Annotated in this window: 15 protein-coding genes; 6 read left to right on the forward strand and 9 right to left on the reverse strand. The window is 58.7% G+C overall.

Annotated elements, in window-relative coordinates; all coding sequences use genetic code 11:
• Positions 1–5: 5 nt before the first annotated feature.
• The 4 genes from K9857_RS21945 to K9857_RS21960 form a co-directional block, all read right to left on the reverse strand.
• Positions 6–971 carry an HlyD family secretion protein gene (locus K9857_RS21945; RefSeq protein ID WP_224539235.1) on the reverse strand — a complete coding sequence of 322 codons (966 nt, stop codon included), beginning with the start codon at positions 969–971 and terminating at the stop codon, positions 6–8.
• Positions 972–975: 4 nt separating this feature from the next.
• A complete protein-coding gene (locus K9857_RS21950) occupies positions 976–1176 on the reverse strand; it encodes a DUF1656 domain-containing protein (RefSeq protein ID WP_175376283.1) in 201 nt (66 codons plus the stop codon).
• Entirely contained in the window at positions 1166–3304 is a 2139-nt protein-coding gene (locus tag K9857_RS21955) for an FUSC family protein (protein ID WP_224539236.1), read from the reverse strand. Before K9857_RS21955 ends, K9857_RS21950 begins: the two co-directional genes overlap by 11 nt.
• A gap of 92 nt (positions 3305–3396) precedes the next feature.
• A complete protein-coding gene (locus tag K9857_RS21960) occupies positions 3397–7680 on the reverse strand; it encodes a hypothetical protein (RefSeq protein WP_224539237.1) in 4284 nt (1427 codons plus the stop codon).
• A gap of 192 nt (positions 7681–7872) precedes the next feature.
• Between K9857_RS21960 and K9857_RS21965 the strand changes: the two genes are divergently transcribed.
• The 3 genes from K9857_RS21965 to K9857_RS21975 all read left to right on the forward strand — a co-directional run bounded on the left by K9857_RS21965 (position 7873) and on the right by K9857_RS21975 (position 12303).
• The gene (locus K9857_RS21965) at positions 7873–8928 is read left to right on the forward strand and encodes a tetratricopeptide repeat protein (protein WP_224539238.1); all 1056 of its coding nucleotides are present in this window, start codon (positions 7873–7875) and stop codon (positions 8926–8928) included.
• Between the two features lie 205 nt (positions 8929–9133).
• Positions 9134–10636 (forward strand): ATPase domain-containing protein, encoded by a 1503-nt coding sequence (locus tag K9857_RS21970; RefSeq protein WP_224539240.1) that lies wholly within the window; start codon positions 9134–9136, stop codon positions 10634–10636.
• 44 nt (positions 10637–10680) lie between these two features.
• Positions 10681–12303, forward strand: a complete 1623-nt coding sequence (locus K9857_RS21975; RefSeq protein ID WP_263487982.1) for an ATP-binding protein — start codon at positions 10681–10683, stop codon at positions 12301–12303.
• Positions 12304–12558: 255 nt separating this feature from the next.
• Here K9857_RS21975 and K9857_RS21980 read toward each other — a convergent pair whose 3' ends face one another.
• The 5 genes from K9857_RS21980 to K9857_RS22000 form a co-directional block, all read right to left on the reverse strand.
• On the reverse strand, positions 12559–12936 hold the full coding sequence (locus K9857_RS21980) for a response regulator (RefSeq protein WP_224539244.1): 378 nt from the start codon (positions 12934–12936) through the stop codon (positions 12559–12561).
• A 77-nt stretch (positions 12937–13013) separates the two neighbouring features.
• Complete coding sequence (locus K9857_RS21985; RefSeq protein WP_224539246.1) at positions 13014–14195, reverse strand: hybrid sensor histidine kinase/response regulator; 1182 nt, start codon at positions 14193–14195, stop codon at positions 13014–13016.
• Positions 14189–14782 carry a chemotaxis protein CheB gene (locus tag K9857_RS21990; protein WP_224539248.1) on the reverse strand — a complete coding sequence of 198 codons (594 nt, stop codon included), beginning with the start codon at positions 14780–14782 and terminating at the stop codon, positions 14189–14191. Before K9857_RS21990 ends, K9857_RS21985 begins: the two co-directional genes overlap by 7 nt.
• A complete protein-coding gene (locus K9857_RS21995; protein WP_224539250.1) occupies positions 14779–15594 on the reverse strand; it encodes a CheR family methyltransferase in 816 nt (271 codons plus the stop codon). Before K9857_RS21995 ends, K9857_RS21990 begins: the two co-directional genes overlap by 4 nt.
• Entirely contained in the window at positions 15595–19086 is a 3492-nt protein-coding gene (locus K9857_RS22000) for a response regulator (protein ID WP_224539252.1), read from the reverse strand. It lies immediately after the preceding gene.
• Positions 19087–19336: 250 nt separating this feature from the next.
• On the opposite strand from K9857_RS22000, the gene K9857_RS22005 reads away from it, so the two are divergent.
• From K9857_RS22005 to K9857_RS22015, 3 genes are all read left to right on the forward strand, one after another.
• Entirely contained in the window at positions 19337–19702 is a 366-nt protein-coding gene (locus K9857_RS22005; protein ID WP_224539254.1) for a response regulator, read from the forward strand.
• Between the two features lie 233 nt (positions 19703–19935).
• Positions 19936–21237: a glycosyltransferase gene (locus K9857_RS22010; RefSeq protein ID WP_224539257.1), complete on the forward strand. Its 1302-nt coding sequence runs from the start codon at positions 19936–19938 to the stop codon at positions 21235–21237.
• 42 nt (positions 21238–21279) lie between these two features.
• Positions 21280–22185 carry an AraC family transcriptional regulator gene (locus K9857_RS22015; protein WP_224539259.1) on the forward strand — a complete coding sequence of 302 codons (906 nt, stop codon included), beginning with the start codon at positions 21280–21282 and terminating at the stop codon, positions 22183–22185.
• Positions 22186–22222 lie beyond the last annotated feature (37 nt).

The raw sequence follows: 22222 nt of genomic DNA on the forward strand, positions 1-22222 counted from the left end.
GGGGGTTAGCGGTGATTTTCGGAGTTGCGGGTTTCCTGAACGGTCACTGTGGCTGTCGTCCCCGCCCGCAATTTGTCCTTGCCCTCGTAATCAGCATCGATCCTGATCCGCACCGGCACCCGCTGGGCCAGTTTGACCCAGGTGTAGCTGGGATTGATGTTGGCCAGCAGGCGCCCGCCTGGGAGGTTTTCGCGGTCGGCGATGGCGAAGGCGATGCTTTCCACGGTGCCGCCGAAGCGCTCGCCGCTCATCAACTCGATATCCACCCGATCGCCCTCGCCTATTCGCGGCAGCTTGGTCTCTTCGAAGTAACCACTGACATAAAACGAATCGCTGTCCACCAGCGCCACCAACGGTCCACCGGCCGTGGCGTAGTCACCCTGGCGAGTCAGCAGATTGGTCACGTAACCGCTGACCGGCGACTCGACCCGGGTCCGCTCCAGATCGTGCTCGGCCTCGGCCAGCGCGGCGATTGCCAGTTGCACGTTGGCCTGGGCGAACCCCAGATTGGCCTGATTGCGCAACAAATCCGCCTGGGCCACCGCCACCTCGGTATTGGACTTCTCCCACTCCTCCCCGGAAATCGCCGAACGTTCCTTGAGCGTCCGGCGCCGGCGTTCCTCGCTCTGACGCTGACGCAGCAACGCCTGACTTGAAACGATCGTGGCCTCCGACTGCCCCAGCGAAGCCTTGGCCACCTCAACCGAACGCTTGGCGTGATCCACCGCCAGGGCATAACGCGAGGGGTCGATTTCCAGCAGCAGCTGGCCCTTCTCCACGTGCTGGTTATCCTGCACGCCCAGATTGACGATGCGCCCGGCCACGTCGGCGGACAGGGTCACCACATCAGCCCGCACCCGCGCATCCCGTGTCCAGGGCGCCCGGGTATAGTGCTCCCAGGCGAACCAGCCGAGCACGAACGCCAGTGCCACTACCGCCAGTGTCGTGAATTGGGCAAGGATCTTCTTCAAGGCATCAGGCTCCCATCAGCAGAATCAGCGTCGCGCACACACAGGCGTACAAGGCGCCTTCGAACAAGGCTTCATGCCAGACGAACTGCAACACGCCAACGCGCCGCAGGATCCAGTCCAGCACCAGGAAAATCGGCAAACCCAGCAGCAGCGCCTGGGCAATCGGCGGCAGGTAGACACCGCCCAGTTCCAGATCAATGGGCAAGGCTCGGCACCTCCTGTTGTGCGATGGCGGGGTCGAAATGGCCACGGTGACGTTCGAGGAACGACACCACAATCAACAGCGCCACGCGCATGCGGAAAACTGACCATAAATGCTCATGGACGCTGGAGTGCAGCGTATCGAGTTCATCGCCGAGGACGTGAAGGTCACCCAGCACGCGGTCGACCTCAATCCCTGGCCGACCGGCAACGAGTCGCCCGGTTTCGCGAACGGTATCCGTCAGTCGTGTTTGCAGTTGCGGATTCAGCAGAACGTTGTTTCGCGCCTGCTGCCTGAGCTGGTTCAAGGCCGTACCCAGTGCCAGACAACCCAGGCTCACTTGAAACAAATCCCGTGCCGCTTTGTCCTGAATGGCCGGCAATAATCCCAGCATCGCGGTCAGGCGATCGACCATCCGGCTTTCGAAGGCAAACTGGTTCTGATCGGTGGGCTGCAACTTGAGCAAGGCGTAAACCTGCTCGCAGTTTTCTTGATGCAAACGACGAATGCGTAGCACCGGCCTGAAAGGAAAAATCAGCGCATACACGCTCAGCGCCAAGGTGACGGCGCAGATATAAGCACCGGCGAACTCAAACCATTGAATGGCCGTGTTCTGACCCAATCCGGTGTTCTGCGGCCCCAGCATCAACAGCGTGATCAGCCCCAGGCCGATCCCGGTGCCGGTGGTTGGCGGGCTCGACAGCCCTACGGCAACCGCATACAGCAATGGCGCCAGGAGCAAGGCCAACAGCTCGAAATCGCTGATCATCGGCACGAGCGCGAACTGCAACAGCGCCGACGCCACCAGCGCAATCCACATTCCTCTGGCGAAGCTCTGTGCCGCCATCAAAGGCCTGGGAAACGTCGCCATCAAAGAACATAAAATCCCGGTCACGATCATCCCGCCCCGAGCGCCATCCCAACCGGTCTCGATCCAGATGAAACCCGCCACCATCAGCGCGCAATAGGCGCGGATGGCGTTCATCGCCGCCAGGGTGAAATCCAGGTGCAGCGGGTTGGCCTGGCCGCGATACATGCTGCTGGCCTTGCGACCACTCTGGATCGCATCGGCCAGTTCCAGAATGGTTTCCAGTTGCTGCAGCATGCGCGCCTGTTCCCAGCGCAATGACCAGGACAGCGAGCGCAAGGTGGGTTTCAAAGGTTCGGTCAGCTGTTCGGCCCGATAGGCCAAGGCGTCGAAACGCTGCTGCAAGGCGGCGAACTGACGGCGCTGCTCGGTGGACAGCGCTCGGCCCTGTTTCGCGAGCTCATCGAGAAACACCAGTTCTTCACTGAGCAATTGCTGGATCTCGTCGGGAATCTTGCCCTGCCAGCGGGCCAGCAACAGTTCCCGCTGATGGCGCAGCGCGGTGAGTCGTGCGGTCAGCAACAGCAGCTGGTTGCCGAGCAATTGCACCAGATCGTCGGCACTGCGCAACCGCGGCGCGTCGTAATACAAATGCCGGCGCACCCCTTCCAGCGCGCTGATCTGCCCGAGCAATTGCATCTGCCGATTGTGAAAGTCGGTCTCGCTTTCCTCCGTGCGGATCACCGCGCAGGCATGGGTCGCCAGCAGCTTGATCACTTGATCGATGCGGGTGAAGTAGTCCTTGGCCACCGCCTCCGGCCGCGCGGTCAAAAGGCTCACCACACAGACGCAGGCCACAGCCAGCAAGGTCTCGGTGACTCGGGTTACCGCCAGTAGGAAGGTGCCGTCCTGATCCGGCACCGCCAGCAACCCCACCACCACCGCCGTATAGCCACTGAGCACGAACGCCTGGGAACTGGTGTAGCGCAACAGCGTGCCGCCGGCGGTACACAATGCCAGCCACAGCGACAGCGTGATCAGAAACGGCACCGGCGCCTGGGGAAAGATCGCCATGATCACCACCGCCACCGCCGCGCCCACGGTAGTGCCGATCATCTGCCCGAAACTGCGGGCCAGGGCCATGCCGGCCAGGGGCTGACTGACTATCACCACGGCCATGATCGACCACTTGGGCTGGTCGAGATCGAACAGGAACGCCAGGTACAGGGTCAGCAAGCCGGCGGTGATGGTTCTCAAGGCAAACAGCAACACCCCGCGACCGGGGTGGATGAGCGCCTTGAAATACGGGAGGAGCGCTTGCATGGAAATGCTCGTCAAGACATTTCCAGCAAGCTTAGTCACTGGGTGGAGGGGTGGCAGATTTGTGTGTCGAATCGCCGCCCGATGGGTACGCCCTATGCGGAAGAAGTGCTATTGAACTCCTTGCTCTTCACTGCCCACTTGAACGGAAGCGGAACCGCGAACGGATCGGGATTGCTGTACGCTTTGCTACGTTTCAATGCCGCGACGTTGGGTATGAATTTTCCTGTTTTATCGTAAGCCCCAACAATCAGCGAACCCGGGATGTCCTCACCAATATTGATCTCCAACGGTTTGAAGCCGATTTTGGAGGGTTTTGCGGACGCAAAATTGTGGTTCTCATACAGACTGAAGCCGGCATTGCCTCTGTAGTCGATCAGGTATGTATACCCGTCTCGCCCATCACCATAAAAATGAGCCCCCACATTGCCTTGTTTGTAGATGCCGGAGGTAGAAATACCCATGCCATCCGGGTCCAGCGCGTTCTTTCCACCGCCGAAGCCGCCATTCATACCGTTCACTTGCCTGACATCCGTAATTTCCGTCCGGAGCTTGAAACCCTCGGCAAACACTTCTTTCGGCGCTCGCATATCGCCACGCATGAGGAACCCCTGACGAACATACCCGGCTTTTTCATTCAGAAAGTAAGTGGTACCCGTGCTGTCCATCAGTCGTTGGGCATACTGGTGGCCTTTGTGCAGCTTATTCAGTTTGTTAATAACGAGATCATCTTTGAATCTGCTTTTCAACACTCTGTTGATTTCTTCCTTGCCCTTGAATACGGGTGGAATCCATTTCGGCAATTTTTTATTGGCGTTCACTACCAGCTTTGGTAAATCGAACTTTGGTAAATGCTTGACAACCTCCGGAGGAAGATGCCCCAAAGCCTTCAAACGCTCCAGAACCGTAGCGGCAATGTCTTTTCTTTGCGCATATGAAATCCCTTTTCCCAGAAGCTTTCCGGCAAATGGCGCTACCAGTTCGAATACTGCCCCACGCAAGCCATTGGCCTGATGCTGTGCCGAGTGCTTGGGGTCATCATTCATTTCACCACGCGCATATTCCGCCGCAGACGAACCCACGCCGAACAGCACGGACAGCGCCTTCAAAAGCGCGCCGCCTTCCGGCTTGCCGGCGCATATCGACAGCATCCCCAGCGTGTCGCTGAGCAGTTCGATCAGGAAGTCGGTATTGCGCTCGGTTTCGGTCGAAGTCAACGTGTCGATGTCTGATAACAGCTTTGCGGTCTGCCGCCGGTAAAGATCGTCGAAGAGATCGAAATCAGGCGCCTCAAACCCTTCGTATATGACCGGCCAATAAGGCAACTTGATGGTTTTTACTGATTTGATAATTGCGGGAAAGAGAAAACGAAAAAAATCAGTCCAATGCGGCTCATTCAGCTTGAATGCCCCCTGACTGTATTTGAAATCATCTTCACCTCTCCCTAGAAATGCTTTCATCGTTATTCCTCTGGATAACGCTTGACTGAGCTCGGGAAACTCTTCAATTGAACGCCCGCCCCTCACAAATAAATCCGGGGGGCACTCAATCACCTTGCTGTCAACGCCAAGGAAAACAAACAGGCCAGTTGATCCCTGGGTGGGAAACAAGTAAACGGCATTGGAAACAGGATCGGCCCCACTCAATGGACCGTTGACCAAAGAAAAAGCTCGCGCTTTTACTTGCCCTTTCAGAAAACCATCGGCGGTGTTTTTCCCCAACGCCGTAGCGTTGCTGCCACGCAAGTAATGATCGACCGCTTGTTTCAACTCCATTTCTTTACTGGACTTCCATAATTGCGCAACCTGCGGATTTGCAACTACCCTCTCGGCGTTCTCCTTGAACAACTCCGGAAAATCGTTATCCGCGACAGCTTTCTTGAAGCCCTCTGTATATCGAGGCGGCCAAAATATGGTTGTCACCTCACGAGGCAGTTTTGCCCGCTCGTGCTGCCCGGCGAAGAGATCGACGAGGGTGTACTCCTTGTATCGGCGATTGTTGTTTGGAAAATAATTACCGGGACTTGCTACCGGCCTCGGCGTATTGAATTCCACAACAATCTTCGTCTTGGCACTGATGGTTGATTTGATATCTTGCGGCAGGTCGGAGCTCGATATCGTCTTTTCAATGAGCGTATTCATGAACAAAGCGGGACTGGACACCGTTCGGACTTCGTTGAGGACGCCGATAAACTTGTCGGCCACGTGCCGAACCGTTATTCCGGGTGCAAGTTTTCTGTTTTGCTTCACCCGAATTTTGGCGTCCGATGCCTGCATTCCCGCCTGGATCAGCAACTGCGCGGAGGAACGTACGGCTGCGCCGCTCTCTGAAGTCTTGCTATTGGGAGAAACCGAATCATCGCTGTTCAGGCTGCTTCTGTTCCGAACTGTTTCAGGGCTTTCAGCCGCCAACAGATAAGCCTGGGCTGGGTTGTAGGACTCATCCTCCCATTCGTCGTGCGCGTCGACAGCCGCCCTTTCGACCACTGCATCGATACAGTCCTGGAAAGTGACATTTTGGTTACCGGGTACCGGTTGTCGTAATACAGCCTGGATGTTCTCGATCAGTTGCGGGTCGTCATCGCGATCGGGGTATTCGGACTTGTTGACAAGGTCTGTTACCGCTATTTCCAGTTCCGGCACATCCAGAAACAGGTCTGCAAGTCCTTCCATGATGTTGATTTCGGTAATGTCCGTTTCATCAGGTTCGAGATCAGGGCCCGGGAAAAGTCCGCTCAAAGGATCGAACAGTTCTTCTTCTGGCTCGGGCAGGAGCCAGGATGTGCAGATGTCACTCAACAGCATATACAGGGCGAACAGACCTGCCGTTTTTCCTGGATTGGCCTCAATCAGATCCCCGGTTTTAGTGAGCACCGCTGCCCCCGTAGTCAGGAGAGTCCCGCTCACTCGGCCAAGCAAATCACTCAGTTCGACCTGCAGTTGGGCAAGGTAACCGGGTGAAGCCACCGTAGTAGGCCTGTATGTACTCCGAAGCGGATCCGCCAACTCCAATACTGTATAGGCCTCTGCGCTGTCCCACGGCAGCATATTGCGAGCAACCTGATCGAGAAGCGCATCCACTTTGGTAGCGAACTGCTCCAGCAACGCCGCTGGATCGACTTCGTTTGCCGGCTGTTCACTATCAGGTCCGAGCGGCGACTTGAAAAAATCTGTCGCGCCATTCTTCCAGGCATCGCCGCTTGGCCTTGGGCCGGGCCGGGTCGTGATATGGCTGCTATTCAATGTCAGGGCGTTGATGGAATGAAGCGCGTTGCAGATGTACAACACCTTGGCAAACCAGCCGTCTGGAATGCCCGAATCGCCAGTGGCGACGTCCAGGTAAAAATCCGAATACCGTTCGAACGCCTGAAGGGTTTCCAGCAACTCCGTAGGCTTCTGGGCTTCCTCTGACGGTGGTTGCGCCGCCGAGGCGTTCGGGCGCCCTCTCAAGCCTTCCAGCCAACTCGGGCCGTGCAGCCAGCCGCCTTTTTCGGAACTCGCATCGGGTTTCAATTGGTCGCGCAGTTCCTTCACCTGCGCTTCATAGCGCTGCGTCCAGCGAATTCGCTTCGGATTATCAGGTTCAAGACGGCGAGCAATCAGACGGCTGGCAAATGCGTCGAGTCGAGCGTGTGCCTCCTTCGGTGAAGGCCGAAAATCCAGCTCATCATCCGGCTGCAGCGCAAGCCTGGCTTTATGGAGTGCGACTTCATCCTTGCCGATATATTGTTCGCCTTGCTCCCTGAGCTTTTTCAGCGTGTCCCATTCGCGATCGGAAACCAGCTCTCGGTTGGAAATTCGTTCGTCCCGCTCGACTCTGGATCGATCCAGCTGCGACTGGATGAACCCGATTACGCTGTCCACTTTTTGCAGCCCACTGGGAAATATGTCGCTTTCTCCCAACGCGCTTAACCATTTTTCCGGAGCCAAATGGCAAACGACGTCCGCGATTTCTTCCAGGCGCGCGCTGCTCAATGACCCAACTGGCTGGATCGAATCGGGCATTGCCTGCGCAAACAACCCTGCGATGATTTTTCCCGTTTTACTTTGCAGAATTCCGCTTTTCAGAACATCCAGAACTTCCGCTTCGGACACTGTCTTCGTCCTTAATTTCGCGAGGAGTTCAGACCACCTTTCATCGACCTCCTTCTGATCCAGGAATCCTCCTTCCCTTGCCTTGAACGAATCGCGTGCCAGTACTGGAGGAGGAATGTCTGTTGTCTTTGCAGTCATCCCTGCGATGAGACTTTCCAGAGTGCAGGCGCCATTATTGCTCGCTCGCAGCAATGCTCTGGAGATTGAGGAGGATTCGATTGGACCATTGGCAGCCATGAGCAACGGTGAGGTGGCGCTGGCAGTTGTGTTGCGAAGGGGATGCACTGAGTGACTTTCCATATCTGCTGATTCAGCGCTTAAGCATGGTGATCGCCTCCAAAAACATCTTCCAAAAACCGCCTATTCCACCCCTTCATGACAATTCGTATCCGACACAAAACCTGCGAAGGTTTGACTCCAGCCGCAGTCTGATAAAAGCTGACAACCTTTTTCCGCCGCCCATGCCACGGATTTTGCATGCCCAAGTCTCGCCGTTTACTGCTTATCAGCCTCTGCGCCCTGCTCGTCATCGGCCTTGCGTGGTTTTTCCTGCGCAGCACGACGCCGGTGGTGCCCGAGGCGATCAAGCGTGGTTTCAGCGAAGCGTTGACGGCAGCCCGCAACGGTCAGCCAGGAGCTGCGCGGGTGCTTTATCAGCAATTGGGGCGTCCGGACATTTCGCCCAAGCGCCGGGTGTGGCTGCATGCCGAACTGCCCAATTACCCAAGCTCGGTGGCGCTGAAGCTGGCGGATGCGGATTTGCAGCACGAAGCGCCCGAAGTGCGAATCGCAGCGATCAAGAGCATCAGCGGCCTGGTGCCCAGCGGTCAACGCAGCTTGCTGCTCGGGCCGTTGCTCGATGACAGCGATCAGGACGTGCGGCTGGCGGCGGTCAATGCGTTGCTGGGGCTGTCGCCGGATGATCTCGGTCTGTATTTCGGCCCGTTGGAACAGGCCATCGATGCCTGGCAGCAGGTGCTCAAGAACGCTCCGCAGAGTGCCGAGAACCACTACCAGCTGGCGCGCCTGTATTTGCACAACGCCGAACTCAAGCAGGCGCAGCAGGAACTGGACAAGACCTTGCAACTGGCGCCGGACAACCTGCCCGCGCTGGTGATGCAGATTGACGTACTGGACCGCCAGGGCCAGAGCGAAGCAGCTCGTGAATTGCTGGCCAGACAGCTGAAGGCGCAGCCCGATTCCGCCTATTTGCAACATGCCCTCGGCATGTGGCTGCTGCATCACGATCAAAGCGAATTTGCCCTGCTAGGCTTGTCCAAGGCCGTTGAGCTTGAGCCGAACAACAAGGATTACCGCTATGACCTGGCAACCACGCTGCACGATGAACAGGAGCTGGAGGCGGCGCAGAAGCAGTTGCAGGAAATCGTCCAGCGTCATCCCAACGATCGCCGGGCGCGGGTGTTGCTGATCAACTACTGGAAGGAAAGCGGGCAGTTGCAGAATGTGCAGATATTGCTGGCACAGCTGGAGCAGATGAATCCGGATGATCCTGCCCTCCAGCAAGGGCTGTAACCCGTCCCTGTAGGAGCGAGCATGCTCGCGATGGTCGTTAACGATAACGCGGGAAACCTGACACCCCGCGTTATCGGTGTTCTCCATCGCGAGCAAGCTTGCTCCTACAGTAAAAAATGTTGAACGCTCACGACGACCAACGGTCAAGACAAACAGGCAGTCCAATCAGGCTGCCTCGTTTCCCTGGTTACTGAGAGGGCATTTCTTGTCTACATCCAACGAGTTGATCAGCGCAAAAGCCGCCACCGGCATTGAAGGCCTGGACGACATTCTCGATGGCGGGCTATCCCGTGGCCATGTGTTCCTGCTCGAAGGCGAGCCTGGAACCGGCAAAACCACCGTCGCTTTGCATTTTCTACTGGCCGGCGCCCGCGCCGGCGAACGCTCGTTGTACATCACTCTGTCCGAAACGGAGCGTGAGCTGCGCCAAGGTGCGCGATCCCATGGCTGGGAATTGTCCGAAGACGTGCACATTTTCGAATTGACGCCGCCGGAGGACCTGCTCAATACCGATCACCAGCAAACATTGCTGTATTCATCGGATCTGGAACTGGGCGAAGCCACCAAGCAGATTTTCGAAGTGGTCGAGCGCGTCAAGCCAACCCGGGTGGTGCTCGACAGCCTGTCCGAGATCCGCCTGCTGGCGCAGAGCTCCCTGCGTTATCGCCGGCAGATTCTCGCGATCAAGCACTACTTCGTCCGTTACGACGCGACGGTGCTGCTGTTGGACGACCTGACCACCGAATCCCTGGATAAAACCGTGCACAGCGTGGCCCACGGGGTGATTCGCCTGGAAGAGTTGACGCCCAACTACGGTGCTGAACGGCGCCGCATCCGCGTGGTCAAGTACCGTGGACAGAAATACCGTGGCGGCTTTCACGACTTCACCATCATGGCCGATGGCGTTCATGTGTTCCCGCGTCTGGTCGCTGCCGAACACCGTGGCGTCTATCTGCGCGAGCAGTTGACCAGCGGCATTGCCGAGATGGACTCGCTGCTTGGCGGCGGTATCGAAACCGGATCCAGCACCCTGATTCTCGGTCCGGCGGGCACCGGCAAATCACTTATCGCAATGATATTCGCCGCGTCCGCCGTGGCACGGGGTGAAAAAGCCGCGCTGTTCGTGTTCGATGAAGAACTCGGCCTGCTGTTCGAACGCATGAACCACCTGGGCATCGACCTCGCTGCCCTGCAAGCTACTGGCAATCTGCTGATCGAGCAGGTTGACGCCGCGGAACTGTCCCCCGGCGAGTTTTCCCACCGGGTCCGGCGCGCCGTGGACAAGGACGAGATCAGGACGGTGGTCATCGACAGCCTCAACGGTTATCAAGCGGCGATGCCCGAGGAAAACGCCCTGGTTCTCCACATGCACGAGCTGTTGCTGTACCTGAACCGCAAGGGCGCCGCGACCTTCATGACCGTCGCCCAACATGGTCTGGTCGGTGACATGCAGGCGCCGGTGGACATCACCTATCTGGCCGACACGGTAATTCTGCTGCGTTACTTCGAGGCACTGGGCAAGGTACGTCGGGCCATTTCGATCATCAAGAAACGCACCGGCAGCCATGAATCGACCATTCGCGAATACCAGATCAATGCGCAAGGCATGACCATCGGTAAACCGCTTGATGCATTCCAGGGTGTATTGCGGGGCATCCCGACTTATGTGGGGTCGGGAGCGCCATTGCTCCAGGATATTCATCCGTGACGTCGCAGAAAACCACCTCCGAGCGCGCGATCATTCTCGCGCCAATGGGTCGCGACGGTCAGATTGCGCTGATGATCCTCAACGAAGCGGGTTTCGATGGGATCATCAGCCGCAGCCTGCTTGAACTGTGCCACGAGTTGGAACAGGGCGCGGGTGTGCTGCTGATGTCCCTGGAGGCGCTACTGGGCCAGGACCTGGAGCCGCTGATCAGACTGATCGACCAGCAGCCGGCCTGGTCCGACCTGCCCATCGTGCTGTTTACCCATCATGGAGGTCCGGAAAAGAGCCCGGCCTCGCGTCTTGGCCCGCATCTGGGCAATGTTACGTTCCTTGAGCGCCCTTTCCATCCGGTTACCCTGATCAGTCTGGTGACCACCGCCTTGCGTGGGCGCCGCCGACAGTACGAGGCGCGGGATCGCCTGGTGGACTTGAGCCAGAGCGAGTTGCGCCTGAAAAACACCATGGAAACCCTGGAGCAACAGGTCGAAGAACGCACCGCCCAGTTGCGGCATAACGAAGAGGTGCTGCGCCAGTCGCAGAAGATGGAAGCGGTCGGCCAGCTCACCGGCGGTATCGCCCACGACTTCAACAACATGCTGACCGGGATAATCGGCAGCCTCGAGTTACTGCGCCGGCGCCTGGCCCGAGGGCGTCTGGACGATTTGGAAAGTCTGATCGATCTGGGCGTTACTTCCGCTAACCGCGCCGCCGGCCTGACTCATCGGCTGCTGGCATTTTCCCGGCGGCAGTCCCTGGACTCGCAACCCGTGGAAATGAACACCCTGGTGGTGGCCATGGGTGAGTTGTTGCAGCGCAGCATCGACGAAAGCATTCACCTGGACATGCAATTGAGCGAGCGCTTGTGGGTGGCCGAAGCCGATCCCAATCAACTGGAAAGCGCCCTGCTCAATCTGGTGATCAACGCCCGCGACGCCATGCCCGATGGCGGCAAGCTGGTGGTGAAAACCTCCAACCAGTATCTGGACGCGGACTTCACGCAATTTCACAAGAATCTCGAGCCGGGCGATTACGTGGTGCTCAGTGTCAGCGACAACGGTTGCGGCATACCGCAAGCGACGATCAATCGGGTGTTCGATCCGTTCTTCACCACCAAGCCCATCGGCCAGGGCACCGGGCTTGGGTTATCGATGATTTATGGCTTCACCAAGCAATCGCGCGGGCATGTCGCCATTGAGAGCGAAGTGGGGAAAGGCACCACGGTCAGGCTGTATCTGCCCCGCTACGGCGGCGAACTGCCCGAGGCGCAGCCCGTGGAGAATCCGCATCCGCTGTTCGCCCAACACGGCGAAACGGTGCTGATCGTGGAGGATGATCCGGCGGTAAGGGTGCTCGTTTGCACGGTGCTGAGCGAGCTTGGCTATGCCTTTGTCGAAGCCGGCGATGCCGACGGTGCGATCCCGATTCTCGAATCGGAACAAAGAATTGACCTGATGATCAGCGATGTCGGGCTACCGGGGATGAACGGCCGACAACTGGCGGAAATCGGCCGGCAACATCGGCCGCTGCTGAAGGTGCTGTTCATCACCGGCTACGCCGAACACGCGGCGGTGCGCGCCGGGTTCCTGGATTCTGGCATGCAGATGATCACCAAGCCGTTCACCTTCGACCTGTTGACGGCGAAGGTGCGAGAGATGGTCAGGGCCTGACCCACCAACATCTGTAGGAGCGAGGCTTGCCCGCGAAGGCGGTATGTCAGGCGCTGAAGATGTTGAATCTGCCGGCCTCTTCGCGGGCGAAGCCTCGCTCCTACAGGTCTTGTGGTGTATGCAAAACCACCAAACAACCGAAGTTATTTGTAGGAGCGAGGCTTGCCCGCGAAGGCGGTATGTCAGGCGATGAAGATGTTGAATCTGCCGGCCTCTTCGCGGGCAAGCCTCGCTCCTACAAGGTGCTTTAGAGAATCAGGACAACAAATCCTGCATGATCTCCTGCAACACATCCAGGTCGAACGGCTTTTCCAGGATCGGCGCCTTTTGGGTAATGGGGCTGCCGGTCTCGCGGATTTCCTTGGCGTAGCCGCTGATGAAAATCACCTTCAGGTCCGGTCGCAGCTTTACCGCGGGTTCGGCGATCTGTACGCCGGAGATGCCGCCGGGCAGGCGGTAATCGGTGATCAACATATCCAGATGGGGTTTGGTGGCGAGGATCTCGAATGCCTGTTCGCCGTTTTCCGCCTGTAGCACACGATACCCCTGCCCCGACAGATAGTCGGTCAACACCATCAGGATAACCGGCTCGTCTTCGACGACGAGTACTACATCTTGTGCATCTTCACTCATGGGAAGCCTTTGTTCGTTCAATAGCTGCTGATACGACCTTGCGGTCGATCAGAGGTTGCGTTTATCGGGCTGTTTTCCTACAGCGGCAGACAAACGCGAAACAGGGCGCCTTCGCCAATCCGGCTTTCGACGGTAATGGTGCCGCCATGGGCGGTCACGATCTGCTCGGAAATAAACAATCCCAGGCCCAGTCCGGCGACGGCGTGTTTAGCCGTGACCCGCTCGAACTGCTGGAAAATCCGTTGCTGGTTCTCTTCACTGATGCCGATCCCGAAATCCCGCACTTCCACCCGGGCTTCGCCGTCCTCACTGTAGACCTTCACCTGGATCGGGCTCTTGGCACCGTAGCGCAAGGCGTTGGTCAGCAGGTTGGAAATCACCTGCTCGATGCGAAATTCATCCCAGTTGCCGACCACCGGCTCGCTGGCCTCCAGGGAAACCGAGGCCTCGGCGGCCTCGATCTGCTGGGCGAAATTTTGTAACAGCGCACGTACCAGCACCGTCAGGTCGAAACAATTCGGGCGGATCGACAGCTTGCCGGTGCGAATGCGCGACACATCGAGCATGTCTTCGATCAGCCGGATCAGGCTTTTGATCTGCCGCTCATCGCGGTCGACCATGGCGCGCATCTTGTCGAGGGTGAACGCCGCGGCGTTATCCCGGGCCAGGTGCATCTTGCGCAGCTGGGTTTCGAGGATCAGGCCATTGAGCGGCGTGCGCACTTCGTGGGCGACGATAGACATGAAGTCATCGCGGGTGCGCACGGCCTGCTGCAGCTCCAACTGCGTACTTTGCAATTGCCCCAGCAGCGTTTCCTGCTCGCGGCGGCTATGCTCCAGCGCTTCGACCTGTTGCTGCATGGCCTTGCTCTGGCGGTACAACTCGACGAACACGTTGACCTTGCTCTTGACCGCATGGATGTCCAGCGGCTTGTGCAGGAAGTCCACGGCGCCGCTTTCATAACCCTTGAACGCATAGTTCAGCTCGCGCCCGGCAGCGCTGACGAACACGATCGGAATGCTGCGGGTCTTTTCCGTGCCGCGCATCAACTCGGCCAGCTCGAAGCCGTTCATTCCGGGCATCTGCACATCGAGGATGGCCAGGGCGAAGTCATGTTGCAGCAGCAGCGACAAGGCCTCGTCCGCCGATTGCGCCTTGTAGACGATGCGGTCTTCGCGCTTGATCAGCGCTTCGAGGGCCAACAGATTTTCCGGCAGATCGTCGACGATCAGCAGTTTGGCCTGGATATTACTCAACATGCGATTCGTTCCAGCTCAACAAGCAGACGGCCGATGCCGCGGATAGGGAGAATGTGATCAGGCTGATGAATGTCCAGCGCCGCCTGGGGCATGGTTGCGACCTGGGCCTCATTCGGGTCCTGGACGATGGTCAGTCCGCCATGGCGCTTGACCTGCGCCAGGCCATGGGCGCCATCGCGATTGGCACCGGTCAGCAGAACAGCGGCCAGGGCCGGCCCATAGGCGTCGGCAGCCGATTCGAACAGATAATCGATGGCAGGCCGGGAATAGTGCACTCGCTCCTCCAGACTCAGGGAAAAGCTGCGATCCAGTTCCACAGACAGGTGATAACCGGGCGCGGCGAAATACAGGGTGCCGGCCTCAATCACGGTTTTGTCCGAGGCTTCCTGCACCGGCAGCGCAACCCGCCGGGCGAAGACTTCGGTCAATTGGCTGCGGCGCTCATGGGGCAGGTGCAGCACCACGATGATCGGTAACCCGAATCCCTGACGCAGTTCGCCCAGGATACTCAACAGCGCCTCCACGCCCCCGGCGGACGCGCCGATCACAATGGCTTCAATTGACGGTAAACCCGTTGCACCGTTCATGATTTTCGGTAGATCCGTTCATGTTTGACCAAGGGTTCGAACTGATTGCCGAAGGCCGAAAAATCCGGGGTTTCCTTGCTGCCCAACACCAGGAAACCGCGGTAGCACAGGGACTCGTGAAACAATCCGAACGCTCGATCCTGAAGATTTTTATTGAAGTAAATCAATACGTTACGACATGAAATTAATTGAGTTTCGGAGAATACGCTATCCGTCGCCAGGCTGTGGTCGGCAAACGTCACGTTCTCGCACAGCGACTTGTCGAAGATCGCGTAGCCGTAGGCCGCCGTGTAGTAATCGGCGAACGAACGCTGGCCGCCTGCCTGCTGGTAATTAGCAGTGTAGGCGCGGACGTTCTCCATCGAGAAAATCCCCTGCTTGGCTTTCTCCAGCGAACGCGGATTGATGTCCGTGGCGTAGATGATGGTGCGCTCCAGCAAGCCCTCTTCGCGCAGCAGAATGGCCAACGAGTAGACCTCTTCGCCGGTGCTGCAGCCGGCCACCCAGACCTTGATCGACGGATAGGTCCTGAGCAGCGGCACCACTTCGTTGCGAATCGCCAGGTAGTGCGACGGATCGCGGAACATCTCGCTGACCGGAATCGTCAGCAGTTGCAGCAACTGCATGAACGCCGCCGGGTCATGCAGGACCTTCTCCTGAAGCGCCGAAATGGTATTGCATTCGAACTGGCTCAGCGCGTGGGTCACCCGGCGCTTGATCGACGCCCCGGAGTAATCGCGAAAGTCATAGCTGTACTTGAGGTAGATCGCCTCGATCAGCAAGCGCAGTTCGATCTCGGTGTTTCTTTCCAATTAGATTCGTTCCATTTTCGGCAGCCATACTCGAATCAGCGAAAACAGCCGGTCCAGGTCGATCGGCTTGGCCAGGTAATCGTTGGCGCCGGCCTGCAGGCAGCGCTCCTGATCGTCCTTCATGGCCTTTGCCGTCACCGCAATGATCGGCAGCTTGCGCCAGCGCGCTTCCTTGCGGATTTCCATGGTGGCTTCATAGCCATCCATCTCCGGCATCATCACGTCCATCAGCACCAGATCTATGTCCTCGACTTCCTTCAAACGTTCGATCGCCTCTCGACCGTTACGGCCGATGATCACGACCGCGCCTTTTTGCTCCAGCGCGCTGGTCAGGGCAAAGATGTTGCGCACATCGTCGTCCACCAGCAGCACTTTGCGGCCCTCGAACACCTTGTCGCGGCTGCGGGCGGTCTTGAGCATCTTCTGTCGTTCATGGGACAGCCGGGATTCGACTTTGTGCAGAAAAAGTGTGACCTCATCCAGCAGGCGCTCCGGCGAGCGTGCGCCCTTGATGATTATCGAACGTGAATACTTGCGCAGTTCCGCCTCTTCGTCCCGGGTCAGGTTGCGTCCGGTATAGACGATGACCGGCGGGAACGAGCAGATGTCTTCGGTGGACATGCGCTTGAGCAGGTCGCCGCCGAGCATGTCCGGCAGCTTGAGGTCGATGATCATGCAGTCGAAGCTCGTGGTGCGCAGCAGGTCCAGCGCCTCCTGGGCGAAGCCGACGGCGGTGATCTCGATGTCTTCGTCGCCGATCAGCCGGGAAATGCTGTCGCGCTGCAAGTCATCGTCTTCCACCAGCAGCACGCGCTTGACCTTCTGGGTCAGCTTCGCCTCCAGACGCACGAACACATCCTTGAGCTCTTCGCGGGTGGTCGGTTTGAGGGCATAACCGATGGCGCCCAGATGCATCGCCGCTTCCACCCGGTCCTCGACCGAAATCACGTGCACCGGGATGTGCCGGGTTTCCGCGTGTTCCTTCAGACGCTGTAGCACGGTCAGACCGGAATGGTCGGGCAGGCGCATGTCCAGCAGGATCGCATCGGGGATGAACTGCCGGGCGAGGTCGTAGCCTTCGTCGGCACCGTGGGCCACCAGGCACTGATAACCCAGTTCGTGAGCCAGGTCATAAAGGATGTGGGCGAAGTTCGGTTCGTCTTCCACCACCAGGATGCAACGGGTGTTGAAAGGCGCCTTGGCGCGGTCGTCGTTGAACCGCGCGATTTCGACATCGACGGTCGATGGCTGCACCGGCGTAAAGGTCGCGCTGGGTGCCGGCGTCTTCAGCGGCAGGTGGATCGGTTCGAAGTCGACGTCATCCGGCTCAACGTACTGTTGCGGCACTACCAATGTGAACACGCTGCCCTGCCCTGGCGCGCTGGACACGCTGATTGAACCGCCGAGTAACGCCGCCAGATCCCGGGAGATCGACAGCCCCAGCCCGGTGCCGCCATAACGGCGATTGGTGGTGCCGTCGGCCTGGCGGAACGCTTCGAAAATACTTTCCTGTTGCTCGTCGGCAATGCCGATCCCGGAATCGCGGACGATGAAGGCAATGCCCTGATTCGGCGCGCTGCCAACGCTCAGGCTGACGCTGCCCTTCTCGGTGAATTTCACCGCGTTGGACAACAGATTCTTGATCACCTGCTCCAGGCGCTGGCGATCGGTGAAGATCGTCGCCGGCGAACCGTCCAGCAACTCGACGGTGAACTGCAACTGCTTGTCCGCCGCCAGTGGCTGGAACATGCCGCGCAAGCCGTCCACAAGACGCGCGACGCTGGTGCTCTCCGGACGGATTTCCAACTTGCCGGCCTCGACCTTGGAAATGTCGAGGATGTCGTTGATCAGGTTCAGCAAATCGTTGCCGGCCGAATAGATCGACTCGGCGAAGGTGACCTGTTCGCTGCTGAGGTTGCCCTGAGGGTTTTCCGCCAGCAATTTGGCCAGGATCAGCGAGCTGTTCAGCGGCGTGCGCAGCTCGTGGGACATATTGGCGAGGAATTCGGACTTGTATTTGCTTGAGCGCTGCAACTCTTCGGCGCGCTCTTCGAGCTGGGCCTGGGCCTGGTTCAGCTCGGTGTTTTTCAGGTCCATGGCATCGCGCTGCTCGGCCAGGACTTCGGCCTGTTCGGCCAGTTGTTCGTTGGTCTGTTCCAGTTCGACCTGCTGGGTTTCCAGATGCGCCTGGGACTCCTTGAGAATCCGCGACTGTTCTTCGAGCTCTTCGTTGGCGGTTTTCAGTTCTTCCTGCTGCACCTGCAGCTCTTCGTTGAGCTGCTGGGTTTCGGCCAGGACTTCCTGCAAGCGCTGGCGGTAGCGCGCGGCCTCGATGGACGTGCCGATGCTGCCGGCGATCAGTTCCAGCAACTCGATATCGCGATCATCCAGCGGACGCAGGAAACCCAGTTCGATGACGCCGTTGACCCGATCATCGTCGCTGGTCGGTACCACCACCACGCTGCACGGCAGGCCTTCGCCAAGACCGGAGCTGACCTTGAAGTAATCGCCCGGCACGCTGTCCAGGCGAATCAAACGGGCCTGTTGCGCGACCTGACCGACAATGCCTTCGTCGGCGTATATCTGCTGATCCAGGGCTTCCTGCTCGCGGGAAAAACCGTAGGACGCCACCCGTCGCAGGCCGCCGTGTTCCTCGCGGACATAGATCGCCGCCACCGCGCTGCCCAGATAATGGGCGCAGAATTGCAAAATATTGCGCCCCAGCAGGTTCAGCGACAGTTGGCCCAGGACTTGGGCGGACAGTTCAGTCTGACCGGTGCGCAGCCAGGCCTGACGTTCCAGGCGATTGGCGCTGACTTGTTGTTTGGCCAGGTTCGCGCCGTACTCTTGCGACAAATTGATCAGGTCGCGGCGGCCTATGTAGGCCAGCAGGCCGCTGATCGCGGCGATGAACACCAGATAGAGGGCAATGCTCCAGACCGTGGTGCGGCGTACTTCTTCGTTACGCGAGGCGCGCAACTGCTGCTCCATGTCGATCACATCTTCGAACTGCTTGCGTACCTCGTCGGTCAGGCGCTTGCCTTTACCGGTGCGCACTGCGCTGCGGTAGTCGCCGCTGGTTTTCTGCAAGTCGATCATGGACTGCGCATAGTCCGCCCATTCCTTTTGCAACGACTGCAAGCGATGCAGGCGATCGGTCTGGGCGGTGTTGTCGGCGGTCAATTCAAGCAAGGTGTTGAGCACAACCTCGATTCGAGGCTTGGCCGTTTCATAGGGTTCGAGAAACTTTTCATCGCCGCTGAGCAGAAAACCGCGCATTCCGGTTTCCAGATCCACCGTGAGTTTGACCGCCTCATTGGCGTTATTGATCACCCGGTCGGTGTGCTCGACCCACTGGATCGTCGACAACAGGTAGGTGATCAGCGACACGAAGAAAACTGCGCTGATGGCGCCCACACCCAGGGGCAGGCTGATATTGCGGCTCAGGATCTTGCGGAAACGCTGCTCATCAACTGAGGACACGGTGGTCATAGTCAGGCCTTGTTGAACGGGTGAAAAACACGGAGTTTGCCCCAAAACGGGCAAATGGATCCATTTTTCTCACAGGCTTATGGGCAAAGTCCTACATTCATCTGCTCTAGCGGCATGGGAGCAGGTATCCTTTGCACTATTCTTTTTATAGCGCGTCGGGAACTTGTCGGGAGTCGCCACTTACTCATGCAATAGGGTCGGCGATTTCGATCGACCGACGACCGCCCACTCTTTTTCGAGAAAGCTCACTATGCCTGCCAATCCCTCCACCATTCTGGTCGTCGAAGACGATTCCATCGTGCGCATGTTGATCGTCGATGTGCTCGATGAACTGGAGTTCAATGTGCTGGAGGCCGACGGCAGTGAGCAGGCCCTGCAGATTCTCAAGGACGTCAACCAGCACATCGACCTGATGATGACCGATGTCGGCCTGCCGATCATGGATGGGCGGGAGCTGGCCAACGAGGCACGTTCGTTGCGGCCGACCTTGCCGATCCTGTTTGCCAGTGGGTATGCCGAGAGTATCGATGTACCGCAGGGGATGTTTTTGATCGGGAAGCCGTTTTCGATCGATCAGTTGCGGGATAAGGTCAGGGGGATACTCGATAACGCCTGAGTGTTACTGAACTCTGTAGCGACCCTACTTTTGTGGTGAAGAGCTTTTGTGGCGAGGGGGCTTGCCCCCGTTGGGGCGCGAAGCGGCCCCGGCATTTTTCCAGAAAAACCGAGCACTCAGGTTTTGCGACTGCTTCGCAGCCGAACGGGGGCAAGCCCCCTCGCCACAGGTTACTCATTGCCTGGTCCATCTGTTAACCGTCTGCCTTTTCAGCTTCAAGGAACCACCCCTTCATGACCCACCCCCGCCCAACCCACGTCCTGGTCATCGGCTACGTCTGGCCCGAGCCCCGCTCTTCCGCGGCCGGCGGGCACATGATGCAGATCCTTGAATCCTTCCTGGACCGGGGTTGGACCGTTACCTTCAGCAGCCCCGCCCGCTCCGGCGAACACCGTGCGGACCTCGGCGCGCTGGGCATCGAAGAAGTGCCGATCGAGCTGAACGACAGCAGTTTCGACACGTTCATCAGCGAACTGGCGCCGGACGTGGTGCTGTTCGATCGCTTCATGATGGAAGAGCAATTCGGCTGGCGCGTGGAAAAACACTGCCCCAATGCTCTGCGGGTACTCGAGAGCTCGGACCTGCAAAGCCTGCGTGATGCCCGGCACCAGCGGCTCAAGCAGCGCCTCAAGGCCAGTGACGACGCCAACGACTTCAGCGAGCTGTTCGCTCCGGCGCTGCGCGAAGAGTTCGAGTTCATGGCCGACACCGATCTGGCCCAGCGGGAAATCGCGTCGATCTACCGATGCGACCTGAACCTGATGATTTCCGAAGTGGAAATCGATCTGCTGGTCGAGCAGTTCAAGGTTCCGCGCGACCTGCTGCACTGGTGCCCGCTAATGGTCGATCTGCCGAAAGATCCTCCGGCACCTTTCGAGGACCGCGCGCACTTCCTGCACATCGGCAATTTCCGCCATGCGCCGAACTGGGATGCGGTGCTGTGGCTCAAAACCGCAATCTGGCCGCTGATCCGCGAAAAGCTCCCCGGGGCTCAATTGCACATCTACGGCGCCTATACCCCACCAAAGGCCACCGCGCTGCACAACCCGGCGCAGGGTTTTCACGTGATGAACTGGGCCGAAGACGCGCTGCAAGTCATGTCGGCGGCACGGGTGTGCATGGCGCCTCTGCGTTTTGGTGCGGGGGTCAAGGGCAAGATTGTCGACGCGATGCTCTGCGGCACGCCCAATGTCACGACACCGATCGGCGCCGAGGCGATGCATGGCGACGAGCCGTGGCCGGGAGCGATCACCCGCAGCGCCCGGGAATTCGCCGGGCAGGCCGTGCAACTGCATCAGGACAAGGATCGCTGGCTGCAAGCCCAGGCCGATGGACTCGCGCTGTTGGCCAAGCGTTACCGGCAAAGCGTTCATGGCCCAGCGCTGGTCAACCGTATCGAGCAATGCCTGCAAGATCTGCCGGCGATCCGGCGCGACAACTTCACCGGCAGCATGCTGCGCCACCACCAGCACAAGAGCACGCAATATATGGCACAGTGGATCGAGGCGAAAAACCGCTTCAAGGAAGACGCCTGACCGGTACGATCAACGAGCGATAACAATAAAAAGCACCCGGACATGAACCGACCCGCACGCATCACCGACCCTTCCTACGAGTTGATGGACGACCACAACGGCCTGTCCATCATCTATCGCCAGCACGGCTTCCCTTGCCCGCTGGTGCGCTGGCATTTCCACAAGGAGTACGAGCTGCACCTGATCGTCGCCAGTTCCGGCAAGGTGTTCATCGGCGACTACATCGGCAACTTCTACCCCGAGACCCTGTTCCTCACCGGCCCCAACCTGCCCCATAACTGGATCAGCCAGGTGGCCGAGGACGAGGTGGTGGAAAAGCGCGACATGCTGGTCAACTTCACCGATGAGCTGTTCGACAGCGGCTATCAGGTGTTCGCTGAACTCAAGACTCTGGCGCCGCTGCTGGAGCGTGCGCAATACGGCATCGAGTTTCGCTGCAAGGCCACCATCCGCAAGGCCATGGACCTGATGCAACGCATCGCCGAGACCACTGGCGTGACTCGCCTGGGGCACTTTTTCATTCTGCTGGAGTTGCTGGCGGCCTGTGACGACTACCAACTGCTGTCCGGCGCGACCACCTCGCAGCTCGCGGACGAGCACAACATCGACCGCACCAACCGTGCGGTGGACTACATCTTCGCCCACTACGCCCGGGACCTGACGCTGGAGGAAGTGGCCGAGCACCTGGGCATGAAGCCGACCTATTTCAGCCGGGTGTTCAAGCAGGCCACAGGGCGCAACTTCATCGAGTTCGTCAATCGCCTGCGCATCAGCAAGTCCTGCGAGCTGCTGGCCGATGGCGACAAACCGGTGACGGATGTGTGCTTCGAGTCGGGATTCAACAACATCTCCAACTTCAACCGGCGCTTCCAGCAGCTCAAGGGCATGACGCCGTCGCATTATCGGCGGTTGGTGGTGCAGCGGTTGACCGAACAGAATTTGGGGTGATTTTCAGAATGCCTTCGCGGGCAAGCCTCGCTCCTAC

It is taken from the genome of Pseudomonas sp. REP124 (genome assembly GCF_020164475.1).
Taxonomy (GTDB): domain Bacteria; phylum Pseudomonadota; class Gammaproteobacteria; order Pseudomonadales; family Pseudomonadaceae; genus Aquipseudomonas.

Bases quoted from the DNA above. Each gene is read 5' to 3' on its own strand.
- K9857_RS21955 (WP_224539236.1), bottom strand. From the start codon at position 3,304: ATGCAAGCGCTCCTCCCGTATTTCAAGGCGCTCATCCACCCCGGTCGC.
- K9857_RS21965 (WP_224539238.1), top strand. From the start codon at position 7,873: ATGCCCAAGTCTCGCCGTTTACTGCTTATCAGCCTCTGCGCCCTGCTC.
- K9857_RS21975 (WP_263487982.1), top strand. From the start codon at position 10,681: ATGGGTCGCGACGGTCAGATTGCGCTGATGATCCTCAACGAAGCGGGT.
- K9857_RS21980 (WP_224539244.1), bottom strand. From the start codon at position 12,936: ATGAGTGAAGATGCACAAGATGTAGTACTCGTCGTCGAAGACGAGCCG.
- K9857_RS21985 (WP_224539246.1), bottom strand. From the start codon at position 14,195: ATGTTGAGTAATATCCAGGCCAAACTGCTGATCGTCGACGATCTGCCG.
- K9857_RS21990 (WP_224539248.1), bottom strand. From the start codon at position 14,782: ATGAACGGTGCAACGGGTTTACCGTCAATTGAAGCCATTGTGATCGGC.
- K9857_RS22000 (WP_224539252.1), bottom strand. From the start codon at position 19,086: ATGACCACCGTGTCCTCAGTTGATGAGCAGCGTTTCCGCAAGATCCTG.
- K9857_RS22005 (WP_224539254.1), top strand. From the start codon at position 19,337: ATGCCTGCCAATCCCTCCACCATTCTGGTCGTCGAAGACGATTCCATC.
- K9857_RS22010 (WP_224539257.1), top strand. From the start codon at position 19,936: ATGACCCACCCCCGCCCAACCCACGTCCTGGTCATCGGCTACGTCTGG.
- K9857_RS22015 (WP_224539259.1), top strand. From the start codon at position 21,280: ATGAACCGACCCGCACGCATCACCGACCCTTCCTACGAGTTGATGGAC.